Source organism: Pseudomonas sp. PsB (genome assembly GCF_043658375.1).
Taxonomy (GTDB): Bacteria; Pseudomonadota; Gammaproteobacteria; order Pseudomonadales; family Pseudomonadaceae; genus Aquipseudomonas; species Aquipseudomonas putida_Z.
Map to the genome: position 1 here is coordinate 28,154 of NZ_JBIGLU010000015.1, position 14,577 is coordinate 42,730.

Annotated in this window: 12 protein-coding genes and 2 tRNA genes; 10 read left to right on the forward strand and 4 right to left on the reverse strand. The window is 61.1% G+C overall.

The annotated features are described in order from the left end of the window. The first annotated feature begins 10 nt into the window (after positions 1–10). Positions 11–1,750, forward strand: coding sequence for an ABC transporter substrate-binding protein (locus ACGLHT_RS18055; RefSeq protein WP_137163458.1), 1,740 nt, complete (start codon positions 11–13; stop codon positions 1,748–1,750). A 186-nt stretch (positions 1,751–1,936) separates the two neighbouring features. Here ACGLHT_RS18055 and folD read toward each other — a convergent pair whose 3' ends face one another. Continuing rightward, entirely contained in the window at positions 1,937–2,791 is an 855-nt protein-coding gene (gene folD, locus ACGLHT_RS18060; protein WP_025338415.1) for a bifunctional methylenetetrahydrofolate dehydrogenase/methenyltetrahydrofolate cyclohydrolase FolD, read from the reverse strand. A 271-nt stretch (positions 2,792–3,062) separates the two neighbouring features. Here folD and ACGLHT_RS18065 point away from each other — a divergent pair. Together ACGLHT_RS18065 and ACGLHT_RS18070 are read left to right on the forward strand one after the other, a co-directional pair. Beyond that, positions 3,063–3,139 (forward strand) — tRNA-Arg (locus tag ACGLHT_RS18065). 41 nt (positions 3,140–3,180) lie between these two features. Next, positions 3,181–3,256, forward strand: a tRNA-His gene (locus ACGLHT_RS18070). 73 nt (positions 3,257–3,329) lie between these two features. Here the strand turns inward: ACGLHT_RS18070 and ACGLHT_RS18075 are convergent. Together ACGLHT_RS18075 and ACGLHT_RS18080 are read right to left on the reverse strand one after the other, a co-directional pair. After that, entirely contained in the window at positions 3,330–3,632 is a 303-nt protein-coding gene (locus ACGLHT_RS18075) for an XRE family transcriptional regulator (RefSeq protein ID WP_137163459.1), read from the reverse strand. Further along, a complete protein-coding gene (locus ACGLHT_RS18080; protein ID WP_025338417.1) occupies positions 3,629–3,985 on the reverse strand; it encodes a type II toxin-antitoxin system RelE/ParE family toxin in 357 nt (118 codons plus the stop codon). Before ACGLHT_RS18080 ends, ACGLHT_RS18075 begins: the two co-directional genes overlap by 4 nt. A gap of 206 nt (positions 3,986–4,191) precedes the next feature. Here ACGLHT_RS18080 and ACGLHT_RS18085 point away from each other — a divergent pair, with 206 nt between their 5' ends. The 7 genes from ACGLHT_RS18085 (at position 4,192) to ACGLHT_RS18115 (ending at position 13,218) form a co-directional block, all read left to right on the forward strand. After that, complete coding sequence (locus ACGLHT_RS18085) at positions 4,192–4,491, forward strand: DUF6388 family protein (RefSeq protein ID WP_025338418.1); 300 nt, start codon at positions 4,192–4,194, stop codon at positions 4,489–4,491. Positions 4,492–4,738: 247 nt separating this feature from the next. Then, on the forward strand, positions 4,739–6,052 hold the full coding sequence (tig, locus tag ACGLHT_RS18090) for a trigger factor (protein ID WP_015269696.1): 1,314 nt from the start codon (positions 4,739–4,741) through the stop codon (positions 6,050–6,052). 91 nt (positions 6,053–6,143) lie between these two features. Continuing rightward, positions 6,144–6,785 carry an ATP-dependent Clp endopeptidase proteolytic subunit ClpP gene (gene clpP / locus ACGLHT_RS18095; protein ID WP_003259400.1) on the forward strand — a complete coding sequence of 214 codons (642 nt, stop codon included), beginning with the start codon at positions 6,144–6,146 and terminating at the stop codon, positions 6,783–6,785. 108 nt (positions 6,786–6,893) lie between these two features. Then, positions 6,894–8,177, forward strand: a complete 1,284-nt coding sequence (gene clpX / locus ACGLHT_RS18100; RefSeq protein WP_025338419.1) for an ATP-dependent Clp protease ATP-binding subunit ClpX — start codon at positions 6,894–6,896, stop codon at positions 8,175–8,177. A 163-nt stretch (positions 8,178–8,340) separates the two neighbouring features. After that, a complete protein-coding gene (gene lon / locus ACGLHT_RS18105) occupies positions 8,341–10,737 on the forward strand; it encodes an endopeptidase La (RefSeq protein WP_015269697.1) in 2,397 nt (798 codons plus the stop codon). Positions 10,738–10,889: 152 nt separating this feature from the next. Beyond that, positions 10,890–11,162 carry an HU family DNA-binding protein gene (locus ACGLHT_RS18110; protein WP_003259401.1) on the forward strand — a complete coding sequence of 91 codons (273 nt, stop codon included), beginning with the start codon at positions 10,890–10,892 and terminating at the stop codon, positions 11,160–11,162. A gap of 184 nt (positions 11,163–11,346) precedes the next feature. Continuing rightward, complete coding sequence (locus ACGLHT_RS18115) at positions 11,347–13,218, forward strand: SurA N-terminal domain-containing protein (RefSeq protein WP_025338420.1); 1,872 nt, start codon at positions 11,347–11,349, stop codon at positions 13,216–13,218. A 176-nt stretch (positions 13,219–13,394) separates the two neighbouring features. On the opposite strand, the gene ACGLHT_RS18120 is transcribed toward ACGLHT_RS18115, so the two are convergent. Continuing rightward, positions 13,395–14,435, reverse strand: coding sequence for a patatin-like phospholipase family protein (locus ACGLHT_RS18120; protein WP_024086621.1), 1,041 nt, complete (start codon positions 14,433–14,435; stop codon positions 13,395–13,397). Positions 14,436–14,577: the final 142 nt, after the last annotated feature.

The following is a 14,577-nucleotide window of genomic DNA, read 5'->3' on the forward strand; positions in this document are numbered from 1 at the left end:
GGAGATCACAATGTTCGACAACAAGTACAACAGGCGACATTTGACTCTGGCCGCGTTGCTGGTACTGGCCAGCGTGCAGGGCACAGCCTGGGCCGACCAGTACGAGGATGCGGCAAGGAAGTGGCTCGGCAGTGAGTTCAAGCCTTCGACCCTTACCCCAGAACAGCAGCTGGCCGAGTTGAAGTGGTTCATCAAGGCTGCCGAGCCGTTCCGCGGCATGAAGATCAACGTGGTGTCGGAAACCATCACCACCCATGAATACGAGTCCAAGGTGCTGGCAAAGGCCTTCAGCGAGATCACCGGTATACAGCTGACCCACGACCTGTTGCAGGAAGGCGACGTGGTGGAAAAGCTGCAGACACAGATGCAGTCGGACAAGAACATCTATGACGGCTGGGTCAACGACTCCGACCTGATCGGTACGCACTTTCGCTACGGCAAGGTTGAATCGATCACCGACCTGATGGCCAACGAAGGCAAGGACTACACTTCGCCGACCCTGGACCTGAAGGACTTCATCGGCATTTCCTTCACCACCGCGCCGGATGGCAAGGTCTACCAACTGCCCGACCAGCAGTTCGCCAACCTCTACTGGTTCCGTGCCGACTGGTTCGAGCGGCCCGAGTTGAAGGCCAGGTTCAAGGAAAAGTACGGCTACGAGCTGGGCGTACCGGTGAACTGGTCGGCCTACGAGGACATTGCCAGGTTCTTCACCGAAGACGTCAAGGAAATCGACGGCAAACGCGTTTATGGCCACATGGACTACGGCAAGAAAGACCCGTCGCTGGGCTGGCGCTTCACCGATGCCTGGTTCTCCATGGCGGGTGGCGGCGACAAAGGCCTGCCCAATGGTTTGCCGGTAGACGAATGGGGCATTCGCGTGGAGGACTGCCACCCGGTGGGGTCCAGCGTGACCCGTGGCGGCGACACCAACGGCCCGGCCGCCGTGTATGCCACGCAGAAGTACGTGGACTGGATGCGTGCCTATGCGCCCAAGGAAGCCCAGGGCATGACCTTCTCCGAAGCCGGCCCGGTGCCGGCCCAGGGCAACATCGCCCAGCAGATCTTCTGGTACACCGCGTTTACCGCCGACATGACCAAGCCCGGTTTGCCGGTGGTGAACGCTGACGGCACGCCGAAGTGGCGCATGGCGCCTTCGCCGAAGGGGCCGTACTGGGAGGAGGGGATGAAGCTGGGCTACCAGGACACCGGTTCGTGGACCTTCTTCAAGTCCACCCCCGAGAAGCAACGCCTGGCTGCGTGGCTGTACGCCCAGTTCGTCACCTCCAAGACCGTGTCGCTGAAAAAGACCATCGTCGGCCTCACGCCGATTCGCGAATCGGACATCAACTCCCAGGCCATGACCGAGCTGGCGCCCAAGCTGGGCGGGCTGGTGGAGTTCTACCGCAGCCCGGCGCGGGTACAGTGGACACCGACCGGCACCAACGTGCCGGATTACCCGCGGTTGGCGCAGTTGTGGTGGAGCCACATCGCCGAAGTGGCCAGTGGCGAGAAGACCCCGCAGGAAGCGCTGGACGGCCTGGCCCGCGACCAGGACCGGATGATGGAGCGCTTGCAGCGGTCCAACGCCCAGGCCACCTGCGCACCGAAGCTGAACCCGGAGAAGGACGCCCAGTACTGGTTCGACCAGCCCGGGGCGCCGAAGCCGAAACTGGCCAACGAAAAGCCCAAGGGCGAGACGGTCAGTTACAGCGAACTGCTGAAGTCGTGGGAGGCGGCGAGGAAGTGACCGGCTGAATACCGCGCCGGCTTCTTCGCGGGCTTGCCCGCTCCCACAGGTACCCCGCGCGTCTTGAGAGCGGCGCAGTACCTGTGGGAGCGGGCAAGCCCGCGAAGAGGCCGGTAAACCCAGTGCATATTTTGCGGGCAAAAAAAACGGCACCTGCCAGAGGTGCCGTTTTCATGTCACGCGGTATTACTTGTGCAGCTCTTCCGCCGCATACAGCGTGTTCTCCAGCAGGCATGCGCGGGTCATCGGCCCGACGCCGCCCGGCACCGGCGTGATCCAGCCGGCGCGCGGCAGGGCGGTCTCGTAGACCACGTCGCCGACCAGCTTGCCGTCTTCCTGGCGGTTGATGCCCACGTCGATGACGATGGCACCTTCCTTGATCCACTCACCCTTGACCAGGCCCGGCTTGCCTGCGGCCACTACCACCAGGTCGGCGCGGCCGACATGGCCGGGGAGGTCCTTGGTGAAGCGGTGGCAGACGGTCACTGTGCAGCCGGCCAGCAGCAGCTCCATTGCCATCGGGCGGCCAACGATGTTGGAGGCGCCGACGATGACCGCGTTCATGCCGTACAGGTCCTGGCCGGTGCTTTCCAGCAGGGTCATGATGCCCTTCGGCGTGCACGGGCGCAGCAGCGGGATGCGCTGGGCCAGGCGGCCGATGTTGTACGGGTGGAAGCCGTCCACGTCCTTGTCCGGGCGGATGCGCTCGAGCAGCAGCGAGGCGTCCAGGTGCGCCGGCAGCGGCAACTGCAGCAGGATACCGTCGACGGCCGGGTCGTCATTGAGGCGGTCGATCAGCTCGGTCAGGGCCTGCTGCGTGGTTTCGCTGGGCAGGTCGAACGCCTGCGAAATGAAGCCGACCTCTTCGCAGTCCTTGCGCTTGTGCGAGACATAGACTTGGGAGGCGGGGTCGGTGCCGACCAGGATCACCGCCAGGCCCGGCGTACGCAGGCCTTGCTGGCGACGCTCCACGACACGTTGAGCGATCTGCTGGCGCAGGCTGGCGGCGATCGCCTTGCCATCGATTAGGTGTGCAGTCATAGACGCGTGATTAACCATCGAGAAGGAAACAATTAAAGAGGGCGCATTCTCGCACGACATGGGCCAAGGGCAAAGGCGGGTGGTCGGGCAAATCCCCTAAGCCCTTAAATAATTTAAATTTTTTTGAGAAAGGTGTTGACGACTATCAGGCCCGCCTATAAGATTCGCCGCACTTGTCGGGCACAGCCTAGCACTGGTTGGCTAAGTCGGGCAGAATGAGTGGTTTAGCAGTTACCTGTTAAGGTCTCGTTCGGTTAGGCTTCAAGCTTAAGCGCCCGTAGCTCAGCTGGATAGAGCATCCGCCTTCTAAGCGGATGGTCGCAGGTTCGAGTCCTGCCGGGTGCGCCATTAGGCAGCTTTGGCAAGCAAGTAGGCTGTAATGCAATATGGTGGGCGTAGCTCAGTTGGTAGAGCGCTGGATTGTGATTCCAGTTGTCGTGGGTTCGATTCCCATCGTCCACCCCATATTCTTCGAAGGCGCCTTGATCGTGAGATCGGGCGCCTTTTTGTTTTGCGCCCTGATCTGGCGGCGCTGCGCTCAGGCGAGGGCAGGGCTGTTTACCGGTACCAGGCGCACCTCTACGCGATGCCCGAGGGCGCGCGCTGCGCTGGCCAGGGTTGCCAGTGTCATGCCTGGGTCGTTCTGGTCGAGCGCCCGGTCAACCGCAGTGCGGCTGGTGTGCATGCGCTCGGCCAATGCCTTCTTGCTGATCTTCTGCGCTTTCATGGCCTCAGCGATCTGCCAGGCGATCAAGCGCTTCAGGGCAGCTGCGGATACCTCCTCTGCAAGGCCCTCGCCTGCCAGGAAGTCGTCGAAGTCGGAGCCGATATGTGTGGTCATTGCTTGTGCCTCTTTATGGCGGCTTGGCGCTGCCTGGCGGCGGCCAGGTCCGGCGCTGGTGTTTTCTGGCTCTTCTTGATGAAGCCGTGAAGCAGGACCATGGTGTTTCCATCCACGGTAAAAAGAACCCGGGCGATCGTGTTCTCAAGGTTGACCCTGGCCTCCCATAGGCCTTTCCCGAGCTTCCTGACAATGGGCATGCCTAGCGGCCATCCGATTTGTATTGTCTTGATCTCGGTTCCAATCAGGTGTTTGTGGGTGCGGGGGAGTGAGGTCAACCATTCGCGTACAGGCTCACTGCCGGCTTCGGTGCGAAAGAAGCGGACTTCTAGTGTTGTTGCGTTCCTGTCCATGGAAGTGTACCAAAAAAGGTACTCCATTCAAGCGCAGGGCAATCGCTTGTGCGATAGCGTGTTTCCCGCAGCGCTGTAGGAGTGTTCGCCGGGTTGCAAATCAATCGAGCCCGGCCCTTGCAATCCTCTAGTGACATCCCAATAAAAGCTGTTAGATTTCAGCCGGTTGAAACACCGGCCCATTTGGCCGGCAGAGGAACAGCCCGATGATCGCAAAAGAAGCCCGTCAGGCCCTGGCGCTACAGCGCTTTGCCGAGGCCAATCCGCAGCTGCTCGAAGAGATCCGTGAGCTGGATGCGCGCGAGCAGGCCCAGCAGATCGAGTGGGCGTTCGAGGATGCGGCCGAGGAGCAGGGTATCCAGCCTTGGGAGCTGGCCCTGCAACTGATCGCCGAAACCCCCGAGCAGCTGCAGGCCATGCGCCTGGAGACGCACCGCGAGGTAGCTGAGGCGCTGGGGATGGAGTGGGAGGAGTACTGCCAGTTCAACGAAATCGACCCTGAATAAAGGCAGCGAATTCGTTCCTGGTAGTTGTTTGACAAGGTATTTCGGCTGCAGGTCGCCCCGGGCGTCGTGCGGCCCCCATTGAAACAGGCCCGGCGTTATGTCGTGCGGGCCTTGAAAGTTAATCGACCGGCGTGGTTTCCCGTCGTCCCGAGTGGGGTGACTTCTGCTGCGCGACTCACTAGAATGCTTGCCCTTGATTCTGGAGTCGGGCTAACGCCGGCTAACGTCTGTGCAACGAGGAATATCCATGCAAGTTTCTGTTGAAAACACTTCCGCTCTCGAGCGCCGCATGACCATCGCCGTTCCGGCCGAGCGCGTCGAGAACGAAGTCAACAAGCGTCTGCAACAGACTGCCAAGCGCGCCAAGGTTGCCGGCTTCCGCCCAGGCAAAGTGCCGATGAGCGTGATCCGTCAGCGTTTCGAAGCCGATGCCCGTCAAGAGGCTTTCGGTGACCTGGTCCAGGCTTCCTTCTACGAAGCCATTGTCGAGCAGAAGCTGAACCCGGCTGGCGCCCCTGCGGTAGAGCCGAAGTCCTTCGAAAAGGGCAAGGACCTGGAATTCGTCGCCATCTTCGAAGTGTTCCCGGAGTTCACCGTTGGCGGCCTCGAGTCGATCAGCGTCGAGCGCCTGAGCGCCGAAGTGGCTGACGCCGACCTGGACAACATGCTGGAAGTGCTGCGCAAGCAGAACACCCGCTTCGAGGCCGTCGAGCGCGCCGCGCAGAACGACGACCAGGTCAACATCGACTTCGTCGGCAAGGTCGACGGTGAAGTGTTCGCCGGTGGTTCGGCCAAGGGCACCCAGCTGGTACTGGGCTCCGGCCGCATGATCCCAGGCTTCGAAGACGGCCTGGTTGGCGCCAAGGCTGGCGAAGAGCGCGTTGTCAACGTGACCTTCCCTGAGGACTACCAGAACCTGGACCTGGCTGGCAAAGCCGCCGAGTTCACCATCACCGTCAACAGCGTTGCTGCTCCTGTGCTGCCAGAGCTGAACGAAGAGTTCTTCGCCCAGTTCGGCATCAAGGAATCGACCCTGGAAGGCTTCCGCACCGAAGTTCGCAAGAACATGGAGCGTGAGCTGCGCCAGGCCATCAAGGCCAAGGTGAAGAACCAGGTCATGGACGGTCTGCTGGCTGCCAACCCGATCGAAGTGCCGAAGGCCCTGCTGGAAAACGAAGTCAACCGTCTGCGCGTGCAGGCTGTTCAGCAGTTCGGTGGCAACATCAAGCCTGAGCAACTGCCGGCCGAGCTGTTCGAAGAACAAGCCAAGCGCCGTGTGGTCCTGGGCCTGATCGTGGCCGAAGTGGTCAAGCAGTTCGAGCTGAAGCCGGACGAAGGCAAGGTTCGCGAAATGATCGAAGAAATGGCTTCGGCTTACCAAGAGCCTGAGCAGGTCATCGCCTGGTACTACAAGAACGACCAGCAACTGAACGAAGTCCGTTCGGTTGTGCTGGAAGAACAAGTTGTAGATACTGTTCTGCAGAAAGCGACTGTGACCGACAAGTCGGTCTCGTACGAAGATGCCGTTAAACCAGCACAGGCTCCAGCCGCCGCTGAGTAACAGGCTTCTCTCGTAGGAAACCCCCACAAGCCAGCCTTCGAGCTGGCTTGTGCGTATTCAAGCCATGACTATTTGGGAGTGAGCGCAGGACATGTCCCGCAATTCTTATATTCAGCAGAGCTCTGACATCCAGGCCGCAGGCGGCCTGGTCCCGATGGTTATCGAGCAGTCCGCCCGTGGCGAACGCGCTTACGACATCTACTCGCGCCTGTTGAAGGAGCGTGTGATCTTCCTGGTTGGCCCGGTAGAGGACTACATGGCCAACCTCGTCGTCGCGCAACTGCTGTTCCTTGAAGCGGAAAACCCGGACAAGGATATCCATCTGTACATCAACTCGCCGGGCGGTTCCGTCACCGCCGGCATGTCGATTTACGACACCATGCAGTTCATCAAGCCGGACGTCTCGACCATCTGCATCGGCCAGGCCTGCAGCATGGGCGCCTTCCTGCTGGCTGCAGGTGCCAAGGGCAAGCGTCACTGCCTGCCGAACTCGCGCGTGATGATCCACCAGCCGCTGGGCGGCTTCCAGGGTCAGGCCACCGATATCGAGATCCACGCCCAGGAAATCCTCAATATCAAGGCCCGCCTGAACGAGCTGCTGGCCTACCACACCGGCCAGGATCTCGAGACCATCAAGCGCGACACCGAACGTGACAACTTCATGAGCGCCTCGCGCGCGGCCGAGTACGGCCTGATCGACTCGGTCTACGACAAGCGGCAACTGGCCTCCTGAACCGGGGTGCCAGAGCAGGTGGGCGCCGAAAGCGCCTACCTGCGGACTTGAAAAAGCCCGCAATTGCCTTCATCTTGTGTTGCAAGCCTACCGGATTGGATCGATCGAATGACTGACACCCGTAACGGCGAGGACAGCGGCAAATTGCTTTATTGCTCCTTCTGCGGCAAAAGCCAGCACGAAGTGCGCAAACTGATTGCCGGGCCCTCGGTATTTATCTGCGACGAGTGCGTCGACCTGTGCAACGACATCATCCGTGAGGAGGTGCAGGAAGCCCAGGCCGAGAGCAGCGCGCACAAATTGCCTTCGCCGAAAGAAATCAGCGGTATCCTGGACCAGTACGTCATTGGTCAGGAACGCGCGAAGAAGGTGCTTGCCGTAGCGGTGTACAACCACTACAAGCGCCTGAACCAGCGTGACAAGAAGGGTGACGAAGTCGAACTCGGCAAGAGCAACATCCTGCTCATCGGGCCAACCGGCTCGGGCAAGACCCTGCTCGCCGAAACCCTTGCACGCCTGTTGAACGTACCGTTCACCATTGCTGACGCCACCACCCTGACCGAAGCCGGTTACGTGGGTGAGGACGTCGAGAACATCATCCAGAAGCTGTTGCAGAAGTGCGACTACGACGTGGAAAAGGCCCAGATGGGCATTGTCTACATCGACGAGATCGACAAGATTTCGCGCAAGTCGGACAACCCGTCCATCACCCGTGACGTCTCGGGCGAGGGCGTGCAACAGGCACTGCTGAAGCTGATCGAAGGCACCGTGGCCTCGGTTCCGCCGCAAGGCGGCCGCAAGCACCCGCAACAGGAATTCCTGCAGGTCGATACCCGCAACATCCTGTTCATCTGCGGTGGCGCCTTCTCGGGCCTGGAAAAGGTCATCCAGAACCGCTCCACCAAGGGTGGCATCGGTTTTGGCGCCGAAGTACGCAGCAAGGAAGAGGGCAAGAAGGTTGGCGAGTCCCTGCGTGAGGTCGAGCCGGACGATCTGGTCAAGTTTGGCCTGATCCCGGAATTCGTCGGCCGCTTGCCGGTACTGGCAACCCTCGACGAGCTGGACGAGGCTGCGCTGATGCAGATCCTCACCGAGCCGAAGAACGCCCTGACCAAGCAGTATGCCAAGCTGTTCGAGATGGAAAGCGTCGACCTCGAGTTCCGCAGCGATGCGCTCAAGGCCGTGGCGCGCAAGGCCCTGGAGCGCAAGACCGGCGCCCGTGGCCTGCGTTCGATCCTCGAAGGCGTGCTGCTCGACACCATGTACGAGATTCCTTCGAAGAAGGATGTCAGCAAGGTGGTGATCGACGAGAGCGTCATCGATGGCACCTCGCAGCCGCTGATGATCTACGAGAACAGCGAGCCGCAAGCCAAGGCCGCACCGGACGCCTGATCCAGGCAATGGCCGGTTGACGGTTGCAAGCAAGAAGGGGCCTACGGGCCCCTTTCTGCTTTTCCTGCGCTAGCGCTTGTAATTTCCCAAGCGTGCCCCCACATTAGGTCCAAGCATCATTTCCACCGGTTTCCGGCCATAAGGCCGCTGTAGAGGCGAAATCATGAAGACCACCCTCGACTTGCCTCTTTTGCCATTGCGCGATGTCGTTGTTTACCCGCACATGGTCATCCCGCTGTTCGTGGGGCGCGAAAAGTCCATCGAAGCCCTTGAGGCGGCGATGACGGGCGAAAAGCAGATCCTCCTGCTGGCCCAGAAAAACCCGGCCGACGATGATCCGGGCGAAGACGCCCTGTACCGCGTCGGTACCGTTGCCACCGTGCTGCAATTGTTGAAACTGCCCGATGGCACCGTCAAGGTGCTGGTCGAGGGCGAGCAGCGCGGCGCCGTGGAGCGTTTCAGCGAAGTAGAAGGGCACATCCGTGCCGAAGTTTCCCTGATCGACGAAGTCGACGCCGCCGAGCGCGAGTCAGAAGTGTTCGTGCGCACGCTGCTGTCGCAGTTCGAGCAGTACGTGCAGCTGGGCAAGAAAGTCCCTGCCGAAGTGCTGTCGTCGCTGAACAGCATCGAAGAGCCAGGGCGCCTGGTCGATACCATGGCCGCACACATGGCCTTGAAGATCGAGCAGAAACAGGAAATTCTCGAAATTGTCGACCTGCCGACCCGTGTCGAGCACGTACTGGCGCTGCTGGATGCCGAAATCGACCTGCTGCAGGTCGAAAAGCGCATTCGCGGTCGGGTCAAGAAGCAGATGGAGCGCAGCCAGCGCGAGTACTACCTGAATGAGCAGATGAAGGCCATTCAGAAAGAGCTCGGCGATGGCGACGAAGGCCACAACGAAGTCGAAGAGCTGAAAAAGCGCATCGAAGCCGCTGGCCTGCCCAAGGACGCACTGGCCAAGGCCCAGGCCGAGCTGAACAAGCTCAAACAGATGTCGCCGATGTCGGCCGAGGCCACCGTGGTCCGGTCCTACCTCGACTGGCTGGTGCAGGTGCCGTGGAAGGCCCAGAGCAAGGTGCGCCTGGACCTGGCCAAGGCCGAGGAAATCCTCGATGCCGACCACTACGGCCTGGAGGAGGTCAAGGAACGCATCCTCGAGTACCTTGCCGTGCAAAAGCGCGTCAAGAAGATCCGCGGCCCGGTACTGTGCCTGGTCGGCCCGCCCGGCGTCGGCAAGACCTCGCTGGCCGAGTCGATCGCCGCTGCGACCAACCGCAAGTTCGTGCGCATGGCCCTGGGTGGTGTGCGTGACGAGGCCGAGATCCGTGGTCACCGCCGTACCTACATCGGTTCCATGCCTGGCCGCCTGATCCAGAAGATGACCAAGGTAGGGGTGCGCAACCCGCTGTTCCTGCTGGACGAAATCGACAAGATGGGCAGCGACATGCGTGGCGACCCGGCCTCGGCACTGCTCGAAGTGCTCGACCCGGAGCAGAACCACAACTTCAACGACCACTACCTGGAGGTCGACTACGACCTCTCGGACGTGATGTTCCTGTGCACCTCGAACTCGATGAACATCCCGCCGGCGCTGCTCGACCGGATGGAAGTCATCCGCCTGCCGGGCTACACCGAGGACGAGAAGATCAACATCGCGGTCAAGTACCTGGTGCCCAAGCAGGTCAAGGCCAACGGCTTGAAGAAGGACGAGCTGGAAGTTGACGTCTCGGCGATCCGCGACATCATCCGCTTCTACACCCGCGAAGCCGGTGTGCGTGGCCTGGAGCGGCAAATCGCCAAGGTCTGCCGCAAGGTGGTCAAGGAACATACCGGGCAGAAGCAGGTCAAGGTCAAGGTGGCCAGCGAGCAGCTGGAACACCTGCTGGGCGTGCGCAAGTTCCGCTACGGCCTGGCCGAGCAGCAGGACCAGATAGGCCAGGTTACCGGCCTGGCCTGGACCCAGGTGGGCGGCGAACTGCTGACCATCGAAGCCGTGGTCATCCCCGGCAAGGGCCAGCTGATCAAGACCGGCTCGCTCGGCGACGTCATGGTCGAGTCGATCACCGCCGCGCAGACCGTGGTGCGCAGCCGTGCCCGCAGCCTGGGTATCGCCGCCGACTTCCACGAGAAGCACGACGTGCATATCCACATGCCGGAAGGCGCCACGCCGAAGGACGGCCCGAGTGCCGGTATCGGCATGTGCACCGCGCTGGTGTCGGCGCTGACGCAGATTCCGGTACGTGCCGATGTGGCCATGACCGGCGAAATCACCCTGCGTGGCCAGGTGCTGGCCATTGGCGGGTTGAAGGAAAAACTGCTGGCGGCACACCGTGGCGGGATCAAGACGGTGATCATTCCCGAGGAGAATGTTCGCGATCTGAAGGAGATTCCGGAAAATATCAAACAGGATCTGCAGATCAAACCGGTCAAATGGATTGACGAAGTCCTGCAAATTGCGCTGCAATACGCCCCGGAGCCCTTGCCAGATGTGGCTCCGGAGATTGTCGCGAAAGATGAAAAGCGCGACGGCGATGCTAAGGAAAGAATTAGCACGCACTAGTAGTTTTTGGCTGGGGGGCTTTCCTTGACAGTTTTTTCGGGGCCTTGCTATAAAGCGGCACGCTATTGTCATCAGGCCACCCAGCGCACGTTTCATAAGCTTTTCATTACATACTTAGAAACAAACTCAATAGAGAAATAAGGGGACTTAGAGTGAACAAGTCGGAACTGATTGACGCTATCGCCGCATCTGCTGACATCCCGAAAGCTGTAGCCGGCCGTGCGCTGGACGCAGTCATCGAATCCGTCACCGGCGCCCTGAAGCAAGGTGACGATGTGGTACTGGTTGGTTTCGGTACCTTCTCGGTCAAGGAGCGTGCAGAGCGCACCGGCCGCAACCCGCAAACCGGTAACGCGATCAAGATCGCTGCCGCCAAGGTTCCAGGCTTCAAGGCTGGCAAAGGCCTGAAAGACGCCGTCAACTAAGTCGTCTCTTTCAGCCGGACCCGGCCTGGCCAGGTCCGAGCACGGTGATGGCGGGGCGCAAACGTTCCCGCCTGACACGTTTGCTAAGAAAAGGCGCATCCTCGGATGCGCCTTTCTTTATATCAGGTTTCTACCCACGCTCCGCGGTTGTCGACGCAGTGGTACAGCCGTTTCTGGGGGACGCATGCTGCAAAATATCAGGGACAATTCACAAGGTTGGATTGCCAAGACCATCATCGGCCTTATCGTCGTGTTGATGGCGTTGACCGGCTTCGAAGCCATTTTCCAGGCCGCCACACATAGCCAGGACGCCGCCAAGGTGAACGGCCAGACCATCAGCCAGAACGAGCTGAGCCAGGCGGCCGACATGCAGCGCCGTCAGCTGATGCAACAGTTGGGCAAGGATTTCGACCCGGCGCTGCTGGACGACAAATTGCTGCGTGAAGAGGCACTGAAAGGCCTGATCAGCCGCAAGCTGCTGCTGCAAGGCGCCGAAGATGCCAAATTCGCCTTCTCCGAGGCCGCGCTGGATCAAGTGATCCTGCAGACGCCGGAATTCCAGGTGGACGGCAAGTTCAGTGCCGACCGTTTTGACCAGGTCATTCGCCAGATGGGCTATGGCCGCATGCAGTTCCGCGACATGCTCGCCGAGGAAATGCTCATCGGCCAGCTGCGCACCGGCCTGGCCGGCAGCAGCTTCGTCACCGACCAGCAGGTCGATGCCTTTGCCCGCCTCGAGAAGCAGACCCGTGACTTCGCTTCCCTGACCTTCAAGGCCGACCCGGCCGCGGTCAAGGTCAGCGATGAAGAGATCAAGGCGCACTACGACCAGCACGCCAAGGAGTTCATGTCGCCGGACCAGGTGGTGATCGACTACATCGAGCTGAAGAAGTCGGTGTTCTTCGACCAGGTCAAGGTGACCGACGAAGAGCTCAAGGCCCAGTACGAGAAGGAAATCGCCAACCTCGCCGAGCAGCGCCATGCCGCGCACATCCTCATCGAGGTCAACGACAAGGTCACCGACGCCCAGGCCAAGGCCCGCGCCGACGAGATCGAGCAGCGTCTGGCCAAGGGTGAAGACTTTGCCGCGCTGGCCAAGGAGTTCTCCCAGGACCCGGGTTCGGCCAACAGCGGCGGTGACCTTGGCTTCGCTGGCCCGGGCGTTTACGACCCGGCGTTCGAAGATGCACTGTACAAGTTGCAGGATGGCCAGGTCTCGGCGCCGGTGCGCACCGAGTTCGGCTACCACCTGATCAAGCTGCTGGGCGTACAGGCACCGGAAGTGCCGAGCTTCGCCAGCCTGAAGGACAAGCTGACCCGTGACCTGAAGATCCCGCTGGTCGAGCAGCGTTACGTAGATGCCAGCAAGCAGCTGCAGGATGCCGCCTACGAGGCTTCCGACCTAGCCCAGCCGGCCCAGGACCTGAACCTGAAGGTGCAAACCTCCGCAGCCTTCGGCCGCGAGGGTGGTGAAGGCATCACTGCCAACCGTTCGGTCGTGCAGGCCGCATTCTCCGAAGAAGTGCTGGAGGAGGGTGCCAACAGCACCGCCATCGAGCTCGACCCGGAAACCACCGTGGTACTGCGCGTCAAGGAGCACCGCAAGCCTGAGCAGCTGCCGCTGGAAGCCGTGGCCAAGAACATCAGCGAGCACCTGGCCAAGGAGAAGGCGACTGCCGAGCTCAAGGCCAAGGCTGACAAGCTGATTGCCGGCCTGCGTGACGGTTCCATCGCAGCGGGCAGTGTGCACGAAGGGCAGGGCTGGAAGGCCTATGAAGCAGTTACCCGCGGCGAGGACGGTATCGACCCGGCCGAGCTGCAGGCACTGTTCCGCCTGGGCAAGCCACAAGCCAAGGACAAGCCGGTTTATGGCAGCGTCGTGCTGCGTGACGGTAGCCTGGTGGTACTGCAGCTCAAGGGTGTCAACGAAGGCGCTACTGCCACCGACGAAGAGAAGCAGCAGATCCGCCGCTACCTCGCGTCGCGTGCTGGCCAGCAAGACTTCGCGGCGTACCGCAAGCAGCTGGAAGCCAAGGCGGACATCACCCGTTACTAAGGTGATGGATGCATGAACGAACAGGCCGCCCAGTGCGGCCTGTTTCGTTTCTGTTGTCTGTGCCGGCCTCTTCGCGGGTAAACCCGCTCCCACAGGTCCAACACAGGTTTCAAGTACTGTGGTGAACCTGTGGAGCGGGTTTACCCGCGAAGAGGCCGGCACCAGCAGCGCAGGGTCTAGCGTTTCACCCCTTCATGGATATCCAGCGTATCCCGCGCAATCTCCCGCCCCAGGGCAATCAGCTCCGGCGCCTTGTAGAACTCGAAAAACCGGCATACCCGTTTGGGCACGTTGATCAGTACATCCGGCGGATAGCCGGCGATCTTGTACTGCGCCAACGAGGTCTGCATGACCTCGAAGCTCTGGTTGATCAAGTCCAGCAGCGAAGCGGGCCCCACGTTGTCGATGATGAACGAGCCGGTCGCCGACTTCGGTGCGCCTTCGCGCTCCGGCGCCGCCGCCGGTTGCTGGCCTTCCGGGTTGGCGGCATCGGCCAGCCATGGGTTTGGCGGCGCAAGCCCTTCGGCGACGATTTCCTGCTCGATGCGGATCAGCTCCTCCGCCGGCTTGCGCCGGAACGGCAAGCGCGAGCCCAGCGAACTGAGCAGGGCATCGAACCGCATCTTGAACGCCGCCGGGCGTTCGATCACCGGTAACTGGTACTGCTTCTGGTTGGTGGCGTTGAGGTTGACCGCGATGATCAGGTCGCAGTGGCTGGACACCACCGGCACGATCGGCAGCGGGTTGAGGATGCCGCCGTCGACCAGCATGCGGTTGCCTTGCATCACCGGGGTGAACAGGCTGGGGATGGCCGCCGAGGCGCGCATGGCCTGGTGCAGGCAGCCCTCCTGGAACCAGATTTCCTGCTGGTTGGTGAGGTCGGCTGCAACCGCCGTGTAGGGGATGCGCAATTGCTCGATGTTGATCTCGCCGACGATCTTGCGGATTTGCCCGAACACCTTGTCGCCGCGAATTGCGCCAAGGCGAAAGCTGACATCGACCAGGCGCAACACATCCAGGTAGTCGAGGCTCTCGATCCAGTTGCGGTAGTCTTCCAGCTTGCCGGCGGCATAGATGCCGCCGATCACCGCGCCCATGGAGCAGCCGGCGATGCAGGCAATGTCGTAGCCACGGCGCTCGATTTCCTCGATCACCCCGATATGTGCATACCCCCGGGCTCCGCCGGATCCCAGTACCAGTGCCACGCGTTTGCTCATGAACATTCCCCGGCCAGTGCAACCATGGTCCTACAATGCACCCATCGCCACCTGTGCTTCAATGTGCATCGCGCTGAGCTACTGTAATAAAACTGGCTGGGCCAAGCGGGCTGGGCATGGCACTTTTCAGCTGCCGAGGCGT

What these genes read in the sequence shown, in the direction of transcription:
- ACGLHT_RS18055 (WP_137163458.1), top strand. Translation starts at nt 11, where the DNA reads ATGTTCGACAACAAGTACAACAGGCGACATTTGACTCTGGCCGCGTTG.
- folD (WP_025338415.1), bottom strand. Translation starts at nt 2,791, where the DNA reads ATGACTGCACACCTAATCGATGGCAAGGCGATCGCCGCCAGCCTGCGC.
- ACGLHT_RS18115 (WP_025338420.1), top strand. Translation starts at nt 11,347, where the DNA reads ATGCTGCAAAATATCAGGGACAATTCACAAGGTTGGATTGCCAAGACC.
- ACGLHT_RS18075 (WP_137163459.1), bottom strand. Translation starts at nt 3,632, where the DNA reads ATGACCACACATATCGGCTCCGACTTCGACGACTTCCTGGCAGGCGAG.
- tig (WP_015269696.1), top strand. Translation starts at nt 4,739, where the DNA reads ATGCAAGTTTCTGTTGAAAACACTTCCGCTCTCGAGCGCCGCATGACC.
- ACGLHT_RS18085 (WP_025338418.1), top strand. Translation starts at nt 4,192, where the DNA reads ATGATCGCAAAAGAAGCCCGTCAGGCCCTGGCGCTACAGCGCTTTGCC.
- lon (WP_015269697.1), top strand. Translation starts at nt 8,341, where the DNA reads ATGAAGACCACCCTCGACTTGCCTCTTTTGCCATTGCGCGATGTCGTT.
- ACGLHT_RS18080 (WP_025338417.1), bottom strand. Translation starts at nt 3,985, where the DNA reads ATGGACAGGAACGCAACAACACTAGAAGTCCGCTTCTTTCGCACCGAA.
- ACGLHT_RS18120 (WP_024086621.1), bottom strand. Translation starts at nt 14,435, where the DNA reads ATGAGCAAACGCGTGGCACTGGTACTGGGATCCGGCGGAGCCCGGGGG.
- clpX (WP_025338419.1), top strand. Translation starts at nt 6,894, where the DNA reads ATGACTGACACCCGTAACGGCGAGGACAGCGGCAAATTGCTTTATTGC.
- clpP (WP_003259400.1), top strand. Translation starts at nt 6,144, where the DNA reads ATGTCCCGCAATTCTTATATTCAGCAGAGCTCTGACATCCAGGCCGCA.